The organism is Chitinophaga nivalis, assembly GCF_025989125.1.
Lineage (GTDB): Bacteria > Bacteroidota > Bacteroidia > Chitinophagales > Chitinophagaceae > Chitinophaga > Chitinophaga nivalis.
This window is the reverse complement of record NZ_JAPDNR010000001.1, coordinates 2,422,812-2,439,198: the sequence shown is the minus strand read 5'-3', so window position 1 is coordinate 2,439,198 and position 16,387 is coordinate 2,422,812. Positions and strand designations below refer to the sequence as shown.

The window sequence follows — 16,387 nt, the reverse complement described above, 5'->3', positions numbered from 1 at the left end:
TTGCAGCGACACTGAAAAAAAATCCGGTTTTTCTCTTGACTCTTACCTTAGGTCATACCCTATATTTGTTTTTACAAGGTATAAATCCAAACAATGGACAACTATTCTGTAAAAAAGTTATCTCAGCTGGCAGGTGTCAGCGTGCGCACCTTACACCTGTACGATAAGATAGACTTGCTGAAACCTGCTGTCCGTACCGGGGCCGGGTACCGGCTATATGGCGAAAAGGAATTGCTGCGTTTGCAGCAGATCCTTTTTTACCGGGAGCTGGATTTCCCGCTAAAAGACATCTGTACTATTCTGGATGATCCTGCATTTGACCTGATGCAGGCGCTGGAAGGGCACAAAGTAGCGCTATTGGCCCGGCAGGAAAGGATACACACATTGATTGGTACCATAGAAAAAACATTGGTAACACTTAAAAACAACACTATGTTACAGGTAGCGGATTTATACGAAGGCCTGCCCCAGGAAAAGGTGGCCGCCTGCAGAACAGCAGCCATCTCCCAATGGGGTACGGATACCATTTTAGGAGTAGAAGATACCCTGCGCAGTCTGGGTAAGGAGGAGATAACCACGATGCAAACAGCGCTCAATGACATCACCAGCCAGCTAACGGCACTGGTGGGTGATCCCGCCAATGCAGTGGTGCAGGCATGTATAGCCCGGCGCTATGAGATTATAACCCGGCTGACCGGCGGAAAAACAGAACCGGGTAAACTGGCATATTTCAGGAAACTGGGTGAATTATATGCAGATGGTAAAGAGCATGTTACTGCGGATGGACTCCCCAATCAACAAGTAGCCATTTTTATCAAAGAGGCGACCGATTATTATCTTAAAAATAAACAACACTAAAACAGGACGGGCTGGTGGTAAAAGCCGGCCCGTTCTTTAATAACTATGCTTTAATTTCTATTTTTGAGCCGTTAAAGAAGGCACACTGCGTTGTTATGACAGGCAACCAGTATGCACATTGATTTTACCTACATAACATACTACATGAAAGAACAACTACCTGCATTGATAGAAAAATTAAAAGGTCATGCACTCCCATTCAAAGAAGTAATTGAATGGATAGAAACGTTCTATCAACATCAGCCAACCGCCTTTAAAAACGGAGCGGCCTACAATGAAGCCAGCCAGAACCAGGGTAGTGCCAAAGTGTTTGCTTTTGCTCAATTGAATAACCTGAGTAAGGAAGATACCCTTTACTTGTTTGCAGAACATTATCAGTCGGTATTAAATCATCCGGAGGGTACCGATCACCAGAACATCAGACAATTTATGCTGCATGGCTGGGCCGGAATTGCATTTGAAGGGCAGGCACTGGTGGAGAAGTAAGTAAAGCGGAAAATCATTAAAAACAAAAAGCCTCAAACGTTAAACGTTTGAGGCTTTTATCTGTGGAGATGGCGGGAATCGAACCCGCGTCCAAACATATTCGCCGAAAGCTTTCTACATGCTTATTTATGCATTGTTGTGTCGGAACTCAGCAGGGGCATAACGAACCAACCTCGTTCTTATCCGTTGTAGCTTCGGTATTCACTCACGGAAACCATGAATACCTATCCTTATGGTTTTATGATTCGGCGGCGGAAGTCGCATAAGGCGACAACTTCGGGCGGCTATAATGGGTGTCTAATCTCTGATTAGGCAGCCATGGCGTAGTTAGATTCGCCAATTAGAGTTTGAATATTCAGATTATCGTGCTAATTATCCAACGCACGGCATGCTTACACTTTCAAAGATCTATGCTGTCAAAACCAGGCATCCCCGATTACAGAACTGTAAAGATATGCATTTCTTTTGGGATATACCAAAGAAATAGCCACTATAACGACAAACGCAGCGAAAATAATCCGCTGCGTTTGTCGTATTTATATTTTATAATCAGCCGTGTTTAGAACCACTTACTGATAATATTTCGCCAGAAATCCAGTCCGTTGGCAAATATCAACAAACCGAAGAGGAGCACCATACCCACAATCTGTGCATATTCCAGGAACTTCTCACTAGGTTTACGGCCGGTAATAATCTCGTACAACAGGAATAATACGTGGCCGCCATCCAGGGCAGGAATCGGCAGAATGTTCATAAATGCCAGGATAATGGACAAAAATGCCGTCATCTCCCAGAACATCATCCAGTCCCACTGTTCAGGGAACAGGTTACCGATACTCATGAAACCACCCAGCGACTCGCTTACTTTTACTTCCTTGGAAACAAAGATCAGGCGCAGCTGCTGTACATATTTTACGAGTTTGTCGATGCTTTTGCTGAAACCGGCCGGAATAGCTTCCATGAAGGTATATTTCCGGGTTTTATATTCGAAGAACTTCTCCGGGTTCTGGTAATAGATACCCAGTTTTCCGGATTCCGGTAATTTCACGGCAATGTTCAGCGTATCTGTTCCTCTTACTACGCCTACGATCACATTTTCATTCTTATGCTTGCGAATTTCTTTCGCAAAGTCGGTGAAGTAAGGCAGCAGTTCGCCGTTCAGGGATATGATCTGGTCACCTTTTTTGAAGCTGTTGCTGGTTTCCGCAACAGAACCTTTTTCAAAGTTGTCTGCATAATAAGGGAAACGTACAAAGGCAAAAGGCACTTTCTGTTTCAGCAGCTGGCGGATAAAACCATCCGGCACCGGTAAGCTCACGGTTTGTCCGTCGCGTATTACCTGGATGCTTTTGGCTTCTTCCAGGATTACTTCTCCCGGAATAGCATCAAACTGTTCTACTTTACGATTATTGACAGCTACAATTCTATCACCGTCGTGGATACCGATGCTTTTGCCGAGCGAGTCTACCGTTACACCGTATTTTACCGCGTCAGCAGGCAGGTATTTCTCGCCCCAGTACCATAACATCATGGCATAGATGAAGAATGCCAGGATAATATTTACCGTCACCCCGCCGATCATGATGATCAGCCGTTGCCATGCCGGTTTAGCCCGAAATTCCCAGGGTTGCGGCGGCTTGGCCATCTGCTCTTTATCCATGCTCTCATCTATCATCCCGGATATTTTCACATATCCTCCCAATGGCAGCCAGCCAACACCATACTCTGTTTCACCCTTTTTAATTTTAAAAAGAGAAAACCAGGGATCAAAGAACAAATAGAATTTTTCCACTCTGGTCTTAAATAATTTGGCTGGTATAAAGTGGCCCAACTCATGCAATACTACCAAAATAGAGAGCGACAGTAATAACTGTCCGGCTTTCACCAATATAACCTCTGTAGTCATTTACTTGTTTTCAGCTTTAATAATGCCTGTTAATATATTAGATTTTAAACACATTCAGGCAAAACTCTTTGTTAATTTTATCCGGTACTTAGATAACGATAGAATTGATCAGTGAAGCGGCATGTTCGCGCGCAGCATTATCGCATTCGTAGTAATCATGGAGTGTCGGCGTTTCTATAAATGGTATTTTAGTCATTGTTTCTTCGATCACCTCGGTCATCTGCAAGAACCCAATCCTGTTTTTCAGGAAAGCATATACCACTTCTTCGTTGGCTGCGTTCATTACACAGGCAGCATTGCCTCCTTTCGCCATCGCTTCCATGGCAATGGCCAGGTTACGGAATGTTTTGGTATCGGGCTGCTCAAAGGTAAGGGCGGGGTAGTTCCGGAAAGAAAACCGCGGCCAGTCGTTGGCCAGCCGGTCCGGGTACGCCAGGGCGTACTGGATGGGCAGTTTCATATCCGGCAATCCCATCTGCGCTTTCAGGGAACCATCCACAAACTGCACCATGGAGTGAATAATGGACTGCGGATGTATCACCACTTCAATATGTTCGGGCTGTAAGCCAAACAACCAGCGGGCTTCGATCATTTCCAGGCCTTTGTTCATCAGGGTAGCCGAATCGATGGTGATTTTGGCACCCATGCTCCAGTTAGGATGCTGCAGGGCATGATCCTTTTTTACATTGATGAGGAAGTTGGGCTTTTTACCCAGGAAAGGTCCGCCGGAAGCCGTGAGGATCACTTTTTCCACTTTACTGAGGGGTTCTCCCATCAGGCATTGGAAAATGGCAGAATGTTCTGAATCCACTGGGATAACAGGTACATTTTTCCTTCTGGCAGTTGCCATGACAATATCACCGGCTACCACCAGTGTTTCTTTGTTGGCCAGGGCTACCGGGGTGCCCTGTTCGATGGCAGACAAGGTAGGCGCCAGGCCGGCAAAGCCCATAATAGCCGCCAGCATCATGTCGATAGAACTCCAGGACGCTACTTCCACCATGGATTTAGCGCCGGCAAATACTTTTATGCCTTTATCAAACAATACATCTTTTACCTGCTTATATTTTTCTTCGCTGCCAATTACAACGGCATTGGGCTTAAATTTCAATGCCTGTTCAATCAGCAGGTCTGCATTTTGCTGTGCCGTCAGCACTTCCACGCTAAACCTGTCGGGATGTGCCGCGATCACATCCAGTGCCTGTATGCCAATAGAGCCCGTAGACCCGAAAATGGCAATTTTTCGTTTATTCATTACGGTGATTTACTTTTTTTCAGTTAACAAAAATGAACATTCAGTTGCCGGCACTTACCAGCAACTGCTACAGTCGTACTTCCTGTCTCTTATCACTGCAAATACTGTGATAGTTCATCTGCCAGCTTTCTGTCGTTACTTAAGCGGGGAACCTTATTCTGACCACCAAGTTTTCCAATAGCCTTCATATAATCGATAAAACCCTGTTTCCGGACAGTCCTTATTTTAAGGGGTTGCAATATATTACCTGTTAACAGGTCATCATAATAAATATTTTTCTGCCGCAGATTCTCATCTACTTTTCTGGCAAATGCCGTCAGGTCATGCGGTGTGTTTTCAAACTCCACAAACCATTCATGATACGGCAGTTCTCCGTTTGTTTGCACCATGGGTGCTACGGTGAATTCCGTGATCTGCACATTTTCTTCTGCAGCGGCTTTCATGAGGCTGTGTTCCACTTCTTCTCCGATCACGTGTTCTCCGAAAGCGGAAATAAAATGTTTGATCCTGCCGGTCACCAGCAAGCGGTATGGATTGGTAGAAATAAATTTCACGGTATCCCCCAGGTTGTAACCCCATAACCCGGCATTATTATTAATGACCATGGCGTAATTTACGCCGGTTTGTACATCTTTCAGTGACAAACGGGTAGGATTTTCATCGAAAATTTCCTGTGCAGGAATAAATTCATAGAAGATCCCGGAGTTGGTGTTGAGCAGGAGTCCTTCCTGTTCCTGCGAGTCCTGGAAGGCAAAGAAGCCTTCTGAAGCCGGGAAGGTTTCGAGGGTATGAATCGGCGAGCCGATAGCAGCCATCAGTTTGGCGCGGTAAGGTTCAAAATTCACCCCACCATATACCATTAAGTCAAAGCGCTTAAATATTTCCTTGATCCGCTTACCATTACTGCGTTCTATCAACCGGTCAAAATACATCTGTACCCAAGGTGGAATACCACTGATCAGGGTCATATCCTGATTGATGGTTTCTTCTACGATGCGGTCCAGTTTTGTTTCCCAGTCGTCGATACAGTTGGTTTCGTAGGATGGCAGCTGGTTGGTACGCAGGTATCGGGGAATATGGTGATTCACGATACCACTCAGGCGGCCGGTAGGGATGCCTCCTACTCTTTCCAGCTCGGGGGAGCCGGAGAGAAAAATCATTTTGCCATCGGCAAAGGCAGTATTACCGGTTTCGCCCATATAGTTCAACAGCGCATTGCGGGCAGTATCTATATGATTGGAGATCGAGTCTTTGGAGATAGGTATATATTTAACGCCACTGGTAGTACCGGAAGTTTTAGCCAGGTAGATGGGCTGGCCTTTCCAGAGGACATTTTGTTTTCCTTCCTTGATGCGTTCAATATATGGTTTAAACTGCTCATAATCCCGGACAGGTACAGCCTGTTTGAATTCCTGATGCGATTGTACGGCATTAAACTTATGCTCCGTTCCGAATTCTGTCTTTTTCCCTGTCTTTATCAGCTCTTCCAGGATAGCCTCCTGGTCTTCCACCGCCCTCTGCATTTCCTTCCTGATTTTGTTATGCACAATGGAAGCAAAAGGTTTGGCCAGCAGTGATTTAAACTTCATGCCCTATATTTTATAATTGAGAGACTTAAAAACCGGAGGCTCACACATATGCATTTTCTGTAATTCAATACCCGTGCGGGCTTTTATGAAATACCAGTATTGGCAGATATGTAAACACTCCCATCCATAATTCAATACTTTTTTGTGTAAACGACAAAAGTATACAAAATTGCGTTGGTTTGCACGCCAAGATACGGGTTTTTACTGCATCCGTATATAGCACAAACAGGTAGATGCAGCGGCCGGTGGCGGACTTACACAAATTGTTAAAATAATATAAAATTCAAGAAAGTATGTATCTTTGAAAAGATTAAGCTTTATCCGGTTATGCATATGAATTTATGCATGAGAATTAAAAAAGAACGGAAAACTTTGTCAATTAGAAACAAAAGAGTACTTTTGCGGAAATTATATTTTGGATAATTATGTTTGCAGTTGTAAAAATCGCAGGTCAGCAATTTAAAGTACAAAAAGACCAGGAAATATTTGTACAGCAGTTACAAGGAAATATTGGAGACAAAGTGGAGTTTTCCGATGTACTGTTAACAGACAATGCTGGTACGCTGGCCGTAGGCACTGATGTAAAATCAGTAGTAAAAGCAGAGATCTTGGCTCATGTTCAAGGTGACAAAGTAATCGCTTTCAAAATGAAGAGAAGAAAAGGCTTCAGAAAGAAAATTGGTCACCGTACGCATTTTACGAGAATCAAGATCAATGAAATAGCTTAATTCGTTTTAAGCTGATTATTTATTTAGACAAGTTAAAGTAATTATACAATGGCACATAAAAAAGGTGAAGGTAGTGTAAAGAATGGCCGCGACTCCCACAGCAAAAGGCTGGGAGTGAAAATCTTCGGTGGTCAACCTGCTATTTCTGGTAACATTATTGTTCGTCAGAGAGGTACAGTTTATCATCCTGGTCAAAACGTAGGCCTGGGTAAAGATTTTACCATTTTCGCAATGTCTGACGGTGTTGTGGAATTCAGAAAAGGTCGCGAAAACAAGACTTACGTTTCTGTTAAAGCATTTGACACCACTGCGCAGGCAGAAGCCTAATCAGTGTTAGCCATAAAGTTTTTTTTAATACCCAATTATTTTACTAACCCAAATTCAAAAAACAATGGCAACAATTAAAAAAGCGGCTGCTAAAAAAGCTGCGCCTAAAAAGAAAGCTGCTGCTAAGAAAGCCGCTCCTAAAAAAGCTGCTGCTAAGAAAGCTGCTCCTAAAAAAGCTGCTGCTAAGAAAGCCGCTCCTAAAAAAGCTGCTGCTAAGAAAGCTGCTCCTAAAAAGAAAGCTGCTGCCGCTAAGAAAGTAGCTCCTAAAAAAGCTGCTGCTAAGAAAGCTGCTCCTAAAAAGAAAGCTGCTGTTAAAAAAGCCGCTCCTAAAAAGAAAGCTGCTGCCGCTAAGAAAGTAGCTCCTAAAAAAGCTGCTGCTAAAAAACCAGCTGCTAAGAAACCAGCTGCTGCTAAAAAACCGGCTGCAAAGAAGAAAGCTGCGCCTAAAAAAGCACCAGTTACTCCTCCTGCACCTGCAGCTCCGGCTAACTAAGATCGGATTTACAAAATGTAGTTATAAGGATCCTGGCATTTCTGTCAGGATCTTTTTTATGCCCATCTCCCTCCCTTCCCCACTGATTTTTACTGCACCATTTATTCATAACCGGTAATTCGTATTTTTACGGCTATGGATAATTATACAATCGCAGATAATTTCTCCCTGCTCTCCAAACTCATGGATATCCACGGAGAAAATAGTTTTAAAGCCAAATCCTTTGCCAGCGCGGCATTTACTATAGAAAAATTAACCGTTCAGTTAAAAGATACCCCTCGTGATGAAATATTCCGCATCAAAGGTATCGGTGAATCTACCGGGAAAAGCATCCTCGAAATGCTCGATACCCAACACTTCACCCTCCTGGAACATTACCTCCAGATTACCCCTCCCGGCATCCTGGAAATCATGAAAATAAAAGGACTGGGACCTAAAAAAATAGCGACCATCTGGAAAGAACTCGAAATAGAATCCATGGGCGAACTGCTGTATGCCTGTAACGAAAACAGACTACTGCTGCTCAAAGGCTTCGGCCAGAAAACCCAGGAAAGCGTACGCCAGAACATTGAATTCTATCTCTCCAACCGGAACCGCTTCCTCTACGCCGAAGTAGCCGTTACCGGTATCCAGCTGGAAAAACAACTCCAGGAACTGATGGCGCCTGCAGCCGTTTCCATTACCGGCGCTTTCCGTCGCAACAGTATCATCATCGATGAAATAGAAGTGCTGATTGCCGCACCGGTGGCCATCGTACAACAACAACTGGCCGCATTACCCGGCTTCGCCCTCACCGAAACCCTGGACAAACACCTGGTATGGAAGCTGGATGAAAAAGTTAAAGTGGTTACGCATACCTGCGCCCCCGCCGACTTTTTCAGCGAACTGTTTATCACCACAGCTGCGCCTGCCTTTATGGATAAATTCAATGCCGCTGGTGGTGCCGCCCATCTGAAAGCCGCCGCCTCAGAAGAAGCGATCTTCAGCGCAGCCGGTATGGACTATATCGTGCCTGCCCTCCGGGAAGGCCAAAACGAGATCGAACAGGCCCGCCTGCACCAACTCCCCACCCTGATCACCGCTGCCGATATTAAAGGTATTATCCACTCCCACAGTCAATGGAGCGATGGAGAATATAGCCTGGAAGACATGGCCGTGGCAGCAAAAAATCAGGGCTTCGAATACCTCGTTATCAGCGATCACTCCCGCTCCGCTTTCTATGCCAATGGCCTGCAACCGGAACGGGTGGCGGCACAACAGGTACAGATCGATGAACTGAACAAAAAACTGGCGCCTTTCCGCATTTTTAAGAGCATTGAGGCCGATATCCTGAACGATGGCTCCCTCGATTATCCGGACGAAATACTGGCCACATTTGACCTGGTTATTGCTTCCGTACACTCCAACCTGAAAATGATGGAAGAAAAAGCCATGAGCCGCCTGCTGAAAGCCATCGAAAATCCGTATACCACCATACTCGGACACATGACCGGCCGGCTACTCCTCAGCCGCAACGGGTATCCTGTGGATCATAAAACCATCATCGATGCCTGCGCTGCCAATGGCGTAGTCATAGAGCTCAACGCCCATCCCCGCCGACTTGATATCGACTGGACGTGGCTGCCCTATGCACTGGAGAAAAACGTCCTGATCTCCATTGATCCGGATGCCCACAGTATTGAAGGGTTTCACGATATTCACTATGGTACCCTGGCTGCACAGAAAGGCGGTGTAACCAAAGCAAACAATCTGAGTAGTTATACTGTTGACATGCTGGACAGCTGGCTGCAACAGCGTAAAAAATCAAAAAATATCCTGCTATGATGCTACTGGCACTGGCCATTGCGCCTGGTTTAGCCATCTCTTTGCTGATATACGCACTGGATAAATATGACCGGGAGCCGATCGGGCTCCTGGTCAAAAGTTTCCTGTTAGGTATGGCCTGTGTGGTACTGCCGTTGTTTTTACAGGCTGCTGCTGCAATGGCCGGCCTGCGGGAAAATGATGGTACCCTTGTAGGAACAGCTGCCTTTGCCTATGGTGTTGTAGGCTTCTCCGAAGAACTGGCCAAATTTCTGGTACTCCGCTTTTACGCCTATCCCAAAAAAGCTTTTAACGAGCCCCTGGATGGCATTGTATACGCTGTGTTCATCGGAATGGGCTTCGCTACCCTGGAAAATATTGCCTACGTAGGCAGATATGGATTTGGTACAGGTGTGGCCCGTATGTTCCTCTCCGTACCCGCCCATGCTACCTTTGCCATCCTGATGGGATACTATACCGGCATGGCGAAATTTATTCCGGAAAAGCGGGAAATCCTGCTGATCCAGGGATTGGCGATTGCTGTTTTTTTCCACGGCACCTTCGATTTTTTCCTGTTTACCGGTAATAATATTTTTCTGCTCGGCGCTTCCTGCGTCACCTTACTGATTGCTGCCCGGCTATCAGTAAAGGCTATACGAAAAGACAGTGCGCTCTCAAAGGAACTATATGAGCATCATTACTTTGATGAAGAGGATTCCAACGGTTAACTACCTGCTTTTGATTATCTTTGAAGACCGAAAGCTAACCGCTAAACCGCTGGTTTATGAGATTCATCTATGTTTATGATCCGCTTTGCGGCTGGTGCTATGGCTTCACACCCGTGGTGCAGGAGCTGCAGCAGCGCAGTAACAGTGATATGACTTTTGATATCCTCTCCGGAGGAATGATTATAGGAGACAACCGCCACCCCTTCTCTCATATGGCGGCCTTTATTCAACGGGAACATACCAACGTGGAAGAAATGACCGGTGTCAGATTTGGCAATGCCTTCCTGGAAAAGTTACTGCCCTCCGCAGAAATAATGGACTCCGAACGGCCTGCTGTAGCACTTACTGTATTCAAGGAATACCAGCCGGAAAATGCCATCAGTTTTGCCCATGATATGCAGGTAGCCTTAAACTATCACGGGCAAAGCCTGAACCTCGATAGTACCTACAAAACACTCGTCAAAAAATTCGGATTGCCGGAAGATGAATTCATCAACCGGTTACACGATGAACATTACCGGTATGCCACCCAACAGGAGTTTCAACTGGTACAACACTGGGGAATCACCGGTTATCCGGCTGCCATCCTGGATACCGGCAAACAGCTGTATCTATGCGCACGCGGCTTCACTACCCTCGAAAGATTGCAACAAACCATCGACAACATTATCGCAGAAAGTAACAGTTTATAATTTATACAGATGTACCGGATTCAAACAGCAACCTTAGCAGACATTCCTGTTATACAGGACCTCACGGAGAAGATATGGCGGCCCACCTACGCACCGATTCTTACTCCCGTACAGATCGATTACATGATAGACCTGATGTACAGCACCACTTCCCTGACCAAACAAATGAACGGGCAGGGAAACACTTTTCTCATTCTGACAGATGATGACACACCTATCGGATTTGCCGCCTACAGCCCGGCTCCTGAAACCGGCGTTTACAAACTGCATAAACTTTATCTCGACTATAACTATCAGGGAAAAGGTGCAGGTAAATTACTGCTGGAAGAAGTAGCTGCCCAGGTAAAAACAAAAGGCGCCAGCTTCCTGGAACTGGATGTGAACCGCTTTAATAAGGCAAAACAATTTTACGAAAGACAGGGTTTCCTCACTATTAAGGAAAAAGATACCGATATCGGAGATGGTTTTCTGATGGAAGACTTTGTCATGCGTAAAGCCTTATAAAAAAAAGAGCCCGGTAAGGACATACCAGGCTATTCCCAAGTTAACCATTAAAAGACACAACTATTTTATATAAAGTAATTTTTTACTTGTCGTTACTTTATCTACGAGAAAACAATATCAACTGGTTTTTAGGGAAATAAAAAAATCAGCATTCTTTATATTAACATATAAAGAATGCTGATTTTTAATTTATTAGAAATCGGAAGTCCGTAAAAATTAATACCATTACCCCTTCCTCTAACCGACAAACAACCCGGTTTTACCCTTTTCAGCCATCATACAGATCAGCTGGTAAAAAATTCCCGCATAGAGAACTATGCGGGAACGTAGGTGTGCCTGAAGCGCGTATATCGGTTAGTGATTCAAGCCATGCTTATTTAGCCGTTAACACAGTTCCCTCGTCGTTGTCGTCGTCGTGGATAACTGCAATGGCCTTGTTTAACTTCAGCTCCGGTGAAATCTTCAGCACGCCGGCATTAGCCGCCGCTGTCGCATCCCGCAGTTTTACTGCCACCAAAGCATCGTTTTCTTTGATACGGTCATTTACCAACGCCACCTGGATATCGGTTTCGCTGAACGCACAATCACCGGTAATTTTCACCATGTCGCCGTTCATGATCACGTAATCCTTACCGTAAGCAGCTGTACTGGAGGAATCTACCCCAAAATAGATGTTGATATCGCTGCCAGTGCAATTGGTTTGTACAGACTGATCTGCTGCTTTTACCAGGATGCATTTAAACATGCTCACCGGTGCAGTAGCCGATTCGTTGGCGTCTGTCAGTTTTACCAGGGTGATGTAAGCCGCCTGGTCCTGGATATACTGGGAAGCAGAAATAGAATTCACATCACCATTATAACCTACGATGGCCTCATTTTCCACCTTGATTTCACTCAGTACCAATACCACAGTTTCTGCCAGTTCAAAACGGTTATCATCTTTTACTTTCACTGCCAGGTTAGCTGTGCTCGCACCACTTTCGATCGCAAAAGGCGCTTTGATGCTGTTTACAAAATCAGCACCCGGTAAAGCGGTACCATTGCCGAATTTATAGGTCAGACGTACCGGTTTGGAAGTAGCATTGATCAACGGTGTATTATCCCGCTTAAATAATCCGGCAGAGAATACTACATCAGTAGCTGGTTCTGCACCATTGTTACCACCAATGAATTTCACCATAGCCGGTTGATCCAGGATGGTTACTTCCCCTTTCGCCTTAGTCAGGTATAACTCGGAAGCATCCAGGATCTCCACATGGAAAGCTTCTTTACCTTCCAGCAGATTATCACTCTTTACCGGTATCTGGATAGTTTTGGAGATGATGGCCCCTGCTGCAAATTCAGAAGGCACAAAAGAGATGGTACCTTCTGTTACATCAAAGTCGGCAGCACCTGCACCACCATTATGCGGAATGGTTTTGTAATGCACGTTAACGGGCGTACGAACACCATTGCTTCTTAAGAAGCCGGATAAAGTAATCGTCAGGGTAGCATTGGATAAACCGTTCAAAGGTTCTGATACAGCAATATCATTTACAGATACGCCATGGCTGATTTTGATAATACGGTTACCATCTTCTTCACCGCCGCCAGCTGCCAGAATTTCTCCGGAAGGGCTCATCAGTAAAGATACCAGGGATGTTTTCGCATCGTATTTACCCAGTTGTTTATCAAACATCATTTCACCATCAGGGCTGAGTTTCACGAGCCGGTAACCATCTTTGGTAACCATGCACATTTCATCATCTTCTGTCAGCAACAGATGCTGGAAAACAGAACCCAGGTTTTTATTGACAGTGATGGTACCATCCGGCAGCAGTTTTACTACCTTACCGGTATTGCTGCCAACGTTACCACCGGTAGCTACCACTTTCCCGTTTTTACCTACTTCCAGGGCATACAGTGCTGCATCTACTTCTTTGTTGAACAGCTCTGTACCATCCGGACGCAATTTCACGATACGGCCTTTATCTTTTTCTTCGGCGCAGGCAAATATCTGACCCAGGTCATTCACCCGCATGGCATTGAATTTACCATCCACGGTGCTGTATTCCTTGTCAAATACTACCTGTCCTTCTGTATTTACCTTGGCAATACGGCTGGCATTACCGGTACCATAGGCGCCACCGCCCATAGCCAGTACAGCGCCATCTTCCAGCAGCAGCATTTTTTCGAATACGGCGCCTGGTTTACCAAAAGAAAGTTCAAATTGTTTTTCTCCTTTACCATCCACTTTCACCATGTACGCTTTTCCTTGTCCGTCGCCCACATCACCGCCTACGGCAATGATATTTTCGTCTTCATCGATCAGCACATTGGTGAACACATTATGTGCACCAAATCCTTTATCGAATTCGATTTTTCCATCGGGCGACATTTTAGTAATGCGTGCCTGTGCAGGTTTACTGCCATCTACCCCTACGGTAATATAATTACCATGACGATCTATAATGATTTTTGTAAAATAGCCTCCCTGGCCATTTCCAATACTCTTATCAAATACTACCTCACCTGTGGAAGATAACCTGGTAATACGCGCATTGCCATAGGCAATGGTACCACCACCCACTGCTACCAACTCATTCTTAGGTAATAACAGCAGATCCTGATAAGCTACCAGTCCGCCCTTATTCAGTTTGGCATTATAAATAAGATTTCCTGTCGGAGATAACTTGGTAATGCATCCATTATCTGATCCCCCACCGATAGCAACAATGTTGTTACTCTCCGCAATCGCCAGTTTCCTGTACTGGTTTTTCGGAGCACTAAAACTCTTGTTGAACACAACCGGCATTTCCTGCGCGAAGGCTTGTGTGCCTGTCGCCAGTAAAAGCATTAGTGAAGCAATTTTGTTCATTTCAGAAAGTTTGATATACGCTAAAAAATAACACCTGTGGCCCTTTCGGGCATTTTAAAAAATTTCCGCTTATTGTATGTTGATTTCACATCTCCTGTTCACCCCCTGTTGTTGTATAAACATATCCCTGTCTGTATACAGACTGAATTGTTTAGCCACCCAAACCGGGCGTGTGGAACCGAAATAGTTAATCCTGATTTTATCTGCATCCACGCCTTTTTGCAGCAAACATTCCTGTATGTACACAGCGCGGTTCTTGGACAATGCCAGGTTATACCGCTCTGCACCAATAATATCAGTATGCCCGCTCACAATAATCATTCTGTGCGGGTTTGATTTCCATACTTTATAAACAGAATCCAGTTTGTAACGCTCCTGTTCCTGTGGTATATAGGAATTCAGGTCATAATAGATCACCCCAGGTACCCGCAGGTGCATGGCGGCTGCTTTGCTGATACTATCCAGCTGCCGCGCCACGATACCGGCAGAAGCAGTAGCATTGTACTCTTCAGCCGCCTGACGGTTTACACCCGCCATTACGGTAGTAGTAGCATACTGTGGCATATTATTTTGCCAGGGAATCATCTCCGGATGACTGTCGGGTGTTTCATTGGCATAGTCTGTGGTTTTACGGTCGTCACTAACGGTAACGGCTACTGTTGCTACCGGTTCTTTAACTAGCTGCTGCTTTTTTTGCTCCAGCAACATGGTATCGTACCGGTTATCTCCCACAAATGTTTTTTGCAAACGGCCATCCGCCTGATGCATGGTATAAGGCACTTTATCTTCGTCTTTTACCGGCTTGCCGGGATAAGGCAGGTCCAGTTGTTTCAAAGGATTTTTCTTCAGATTCAGTACATAGATATGATCATTATCGTGCGCACCGGAACGGTCGGAAGTAAAGTACAGCAACAACCTGGATTCATCCAGTACCGGATTCAGGTCGTCGAACTGCGTATTCACAGGATAGGGTAAATGTGCCACGCCTTCTTCCCGCTTCTTCACATTGATCATAAAAATATCCAACCCACCAAAACCAGGCAGTCCATTGGAAGAAAAGAATAATTTATCACCGATGACAAAAGGATACAATTCATTCCCGTTCGTATTCACCTCAGGGCCCATATTCACGGGCTCTTTCCAGCGTTTGGCTTCCTTATCCCAGTCGGCATAATAGATATCTGTTCCGCCTTGTCCGCCAGGCATATCGGATGCAAAGTACAAACGTTTACCGGATGGTACAACAGATGGATGCAGGAAAGAAGAAGATCCGCCATGTTTTCCCAGTTTCACCGGTACGGGTTTGGTCCAGTTGTCATGATCCGCCTGGTAATTGGCAGACAATAACTGGGTACCGTTGTTATAATTGATATAGGAATTCTTCTCGTTTTTGATATCTGCATAACGGTTGGAAGTATAAATAACTTTCTTTCCGTTGTCATAAAAAGAGGCCGGTCCTACCTGCAGTACGCCCCGCAGGCTGCTGCTGAAAGGTTCAATGCCATCTTCCGAAATCTGGTATAGTTTGGAGTTGGTATAAAACGACTGGGCTTCTTTCTTCTTAAAATCATTGGACAGAAACACCACATTCTCCTGATACAACGCCAATCCATATTGGTAACCCGGCAGGTTCAGTCGTAAGCTGTCTACCCGTACATTTTGCAGGGAATCGCGGTTAAAAAAGCTGTAGTAATCTACCAAAGACTCCTGCAGATTGGTAAAACGGGCGTTGTTTTTATAGTTATTGGCATATACTGCCGCGATCTCTTTGGCACGTACCACCCGACCGGTACGTTTCAGCAGATCAATGTAATTGGTCACGTCCGTTACCAATACATCTTTACCAGGTTTGTACAATAGCTCATCATACAGGCTGATGGTTTTTTCAAACTGCCGCGTTTCCACGTATATACGTGCCAGTTGCAGTTTAGCTTTACGAAGTACTTCTTCGCGGGCGCCATTGTTGATGACTTCATTACACAGTGAGATAGCTTTCTCATACTCTTGTCTCTTATATAAACGCTCTGCACGGTTCACTTTTGCCATACTACCCAGACCACCATGCTGTACGTGGTTCTTCATAAACTGGCAGGAAAAAAACAGTGTTACTGCGCTCAGGAAAAGTATGAAATGCCGGAAACGATGTTTTCGCATACGATTC

General features: G+C 45.1%; 14 protein-coding genes and 1 other RNA gene. 9 read left to right on the top strand and 6 right to left on the bottom strand.

The window, feature by feature from the left end:
- Positions 1 to 93: 93 nt before the first annotated feature.
- Positions 94 to 858, top strand: coding sequence for a MerR family transcriptional regulator (locus OL444_RS10015; protein ID WP_264733352.1), 765 nt, complete (start codon positions 94 to 96; stop codon positions 856 to 858).
- Between the two features lie 144 nt (positions 859 to 1,002).
- A complete protein-coding gene (locus OL444_RS10010; RefSeq protein ID WP_264733353.1) occupies positions 1,003 to 1,344 on the top strand; it encodes a HopJ type III effector protein in 342 nt (113 codons plus the stop codon).
- A 60-nt stretch (positions 1,345 to 1,404) separates the two neighbouring features.
- On the opposite strand, the gene ssrA is transcribed toward OL444_RS10010, so the two are convergent.
- The 4 genes from ssrA to OL444_RS09990 all read right to left on the bottom strand — a co-directional run bounded on the left by ssrA (position 1,405) and on the right by OL444_RS09990 (position 6,094).
- Positions 1,405 to 1,778: a transfer-messenger RNA gene (gene ssrA / locus OL444_RS10005) on the bottom strand.
- A 125-nt stretch (positions 1,779 to 1,903) separates the two neighbouring features.
- Entirely contained in the window at positions 1,904 to 3,250 is a 1,347-nt protein-coding gene (gene rseP, locus OL444_RS10000; protein ID WP_264733354.1) for an RIP metalloprotease RseP, read from the bottom strand.
- An 88-nt stretch (positions 3,251 to 3,338) separates the two neighbouring features.
- Entirely contained in the window at positions 3,339 to 4,505 is a 1,167-nt protein-coding gene (locus OL444_RS09995; RefSeq protein ID WP_264733355.1) for a 1-deoxy-D-xylulose-5-phosphate reductoisomerase, read from the bottom strand.
- A gap of 92 nt (positions 4,506 to 4,597) precedes the next feature.
- Complete coding sequence (locus OL444_RS09990; RefSeq protein ID WP_264733356.1) at positions 4,598 to 6,094, bottom strand: GH3 auxin-responsive promoter family protein; 1,497 nt, start codon at positions 6,092 to 6,094, stop codon at positions 4,598 to 4,600.
- Between the two features lie 425 nt (positions 6,095 to 6,519).
- On the opposite strand from OL444_RS09990, the gene rplU reads away from it, so the two are divergent.
- From rplU to OL444_RS09955, 7 genes are all read left to right on the top strand, one after another.
- Entirely contained in the window at positions 6,520 to 6,822 is a 303-nt protein-coding gene (rplU, locus tag OL444_RS09985) for a 50S ribosomal protein L21 (protein WP_106529638.1), read from the top strand.
- A gap of 48 nt (positions 6,823 to 6,870) precedes the next feature.
- Positions 6,871 to 7,149 carry a 50S ribosomal protein L27 gene (gene rpmA, locus OL444_RS09980; RefSeq protein WP_264733357.1) on the top strand — a complete coding sequence of 93 codons (279 nt, stop codon included), beginning with the start codon at positions 6,871 to 6,873 and terminating at the stop codon, positions 7,147 to 7,149.
- A gap of 64 nt (positions 7,150 to 7,213) precedes the next feature.
- Positions 7,214 to 7,642, top strand: coding sequence for a hypothetical protein (locus tag OL444_RS09975; RefSeq protein WP_264733358.1), 429 nt, complete (start codon positions 7,214 to 7,216; stop codon positions 7,640 to 7,642).
- A gap of 135 nt (positions 7,643 to 7,777) precedes the next feature.
- Positions 7,778 to 9,466: a DNA polymerase/3'-5' exonuclease PolX gene (locus OL444_RS09970; protein WP_264733359.1), complete on the top strand. Its 1,689-nt coding sequence runs from the start codon at positions 7,778 to 7,780 to the stop codon at positions 9,464 to 9,466.
- On the top strand, positions 9,463 to 10,173 hold the full coding sequence (locus OL444_RS09965; RefSeq protein ID WP_264733360.1) for a PrsW family intramembrane metalloprotease: 711 nt from the start codon (positions 9,463 to 9,465) through the stop codon (positions 10,171 to 10,173). The genes OL444_RS09970 and OL444_RS09965 overlap by 4 nt, the downstream gene beginning before the upstream one ends.
- Before the next feature lie 56 nt (positions 10,174 to 10,229).
- Complete coding sequence (locus tag OL444_RS09960; RefSeq protein ID WP_264733361.1) at positions 10,230 to 10,865, top strand: DsbA family protein; 636 nt, start codon at positions 10,230 to 10,232, stop codon at positions 10,863 to 10,865.
- A 9-nt stretch (positions 10,866 to 10,874) separates the two neighbouring features.
- On the top strand, positions 10,875 to 11,369 hold the full coding sequence (locus tag OL444_RS09955; RefSeq protein ID WP_264733362.1) for a GNAT family N-acetyltransferase: 495 nt from the start codon (positions 10,875 to 10,877) through the stop codon (positions 11,367 to 11,369).
- 373 nt (positions 11,370 to 11,742) lie between these two features.
- Here the strand turns inward: OL444_RS09955 and OL444_RS09950 are convergent, their stop codons facing one another.
- On the bottom strand, positions 11,743 to 14,226 hold the full coding sequence (locus OL444_RS09950; protein WP_264733363.1) for a Calx-beta domain-containing protein: 2,484 nt from the start codon (positions 14,224 to 14,226) through the stop codon (positions 11,743 to 11,745).
- Positions 14,227 to 14,295: 69 nt separating this feature from the next.
- Positions 14,296 to 16,380, bottom strand: coding sequence for an OmpA family protein (locus OL444_RS09945; RefSeq protein ID WP_264733364.1), 2,085 nt, complete (start codon positions 16,378 to 16,380; stop codon positions 14,296 to 14,298).
- Positions 16,381 to 16,387 lie beyond the last annotated feature (7 nt).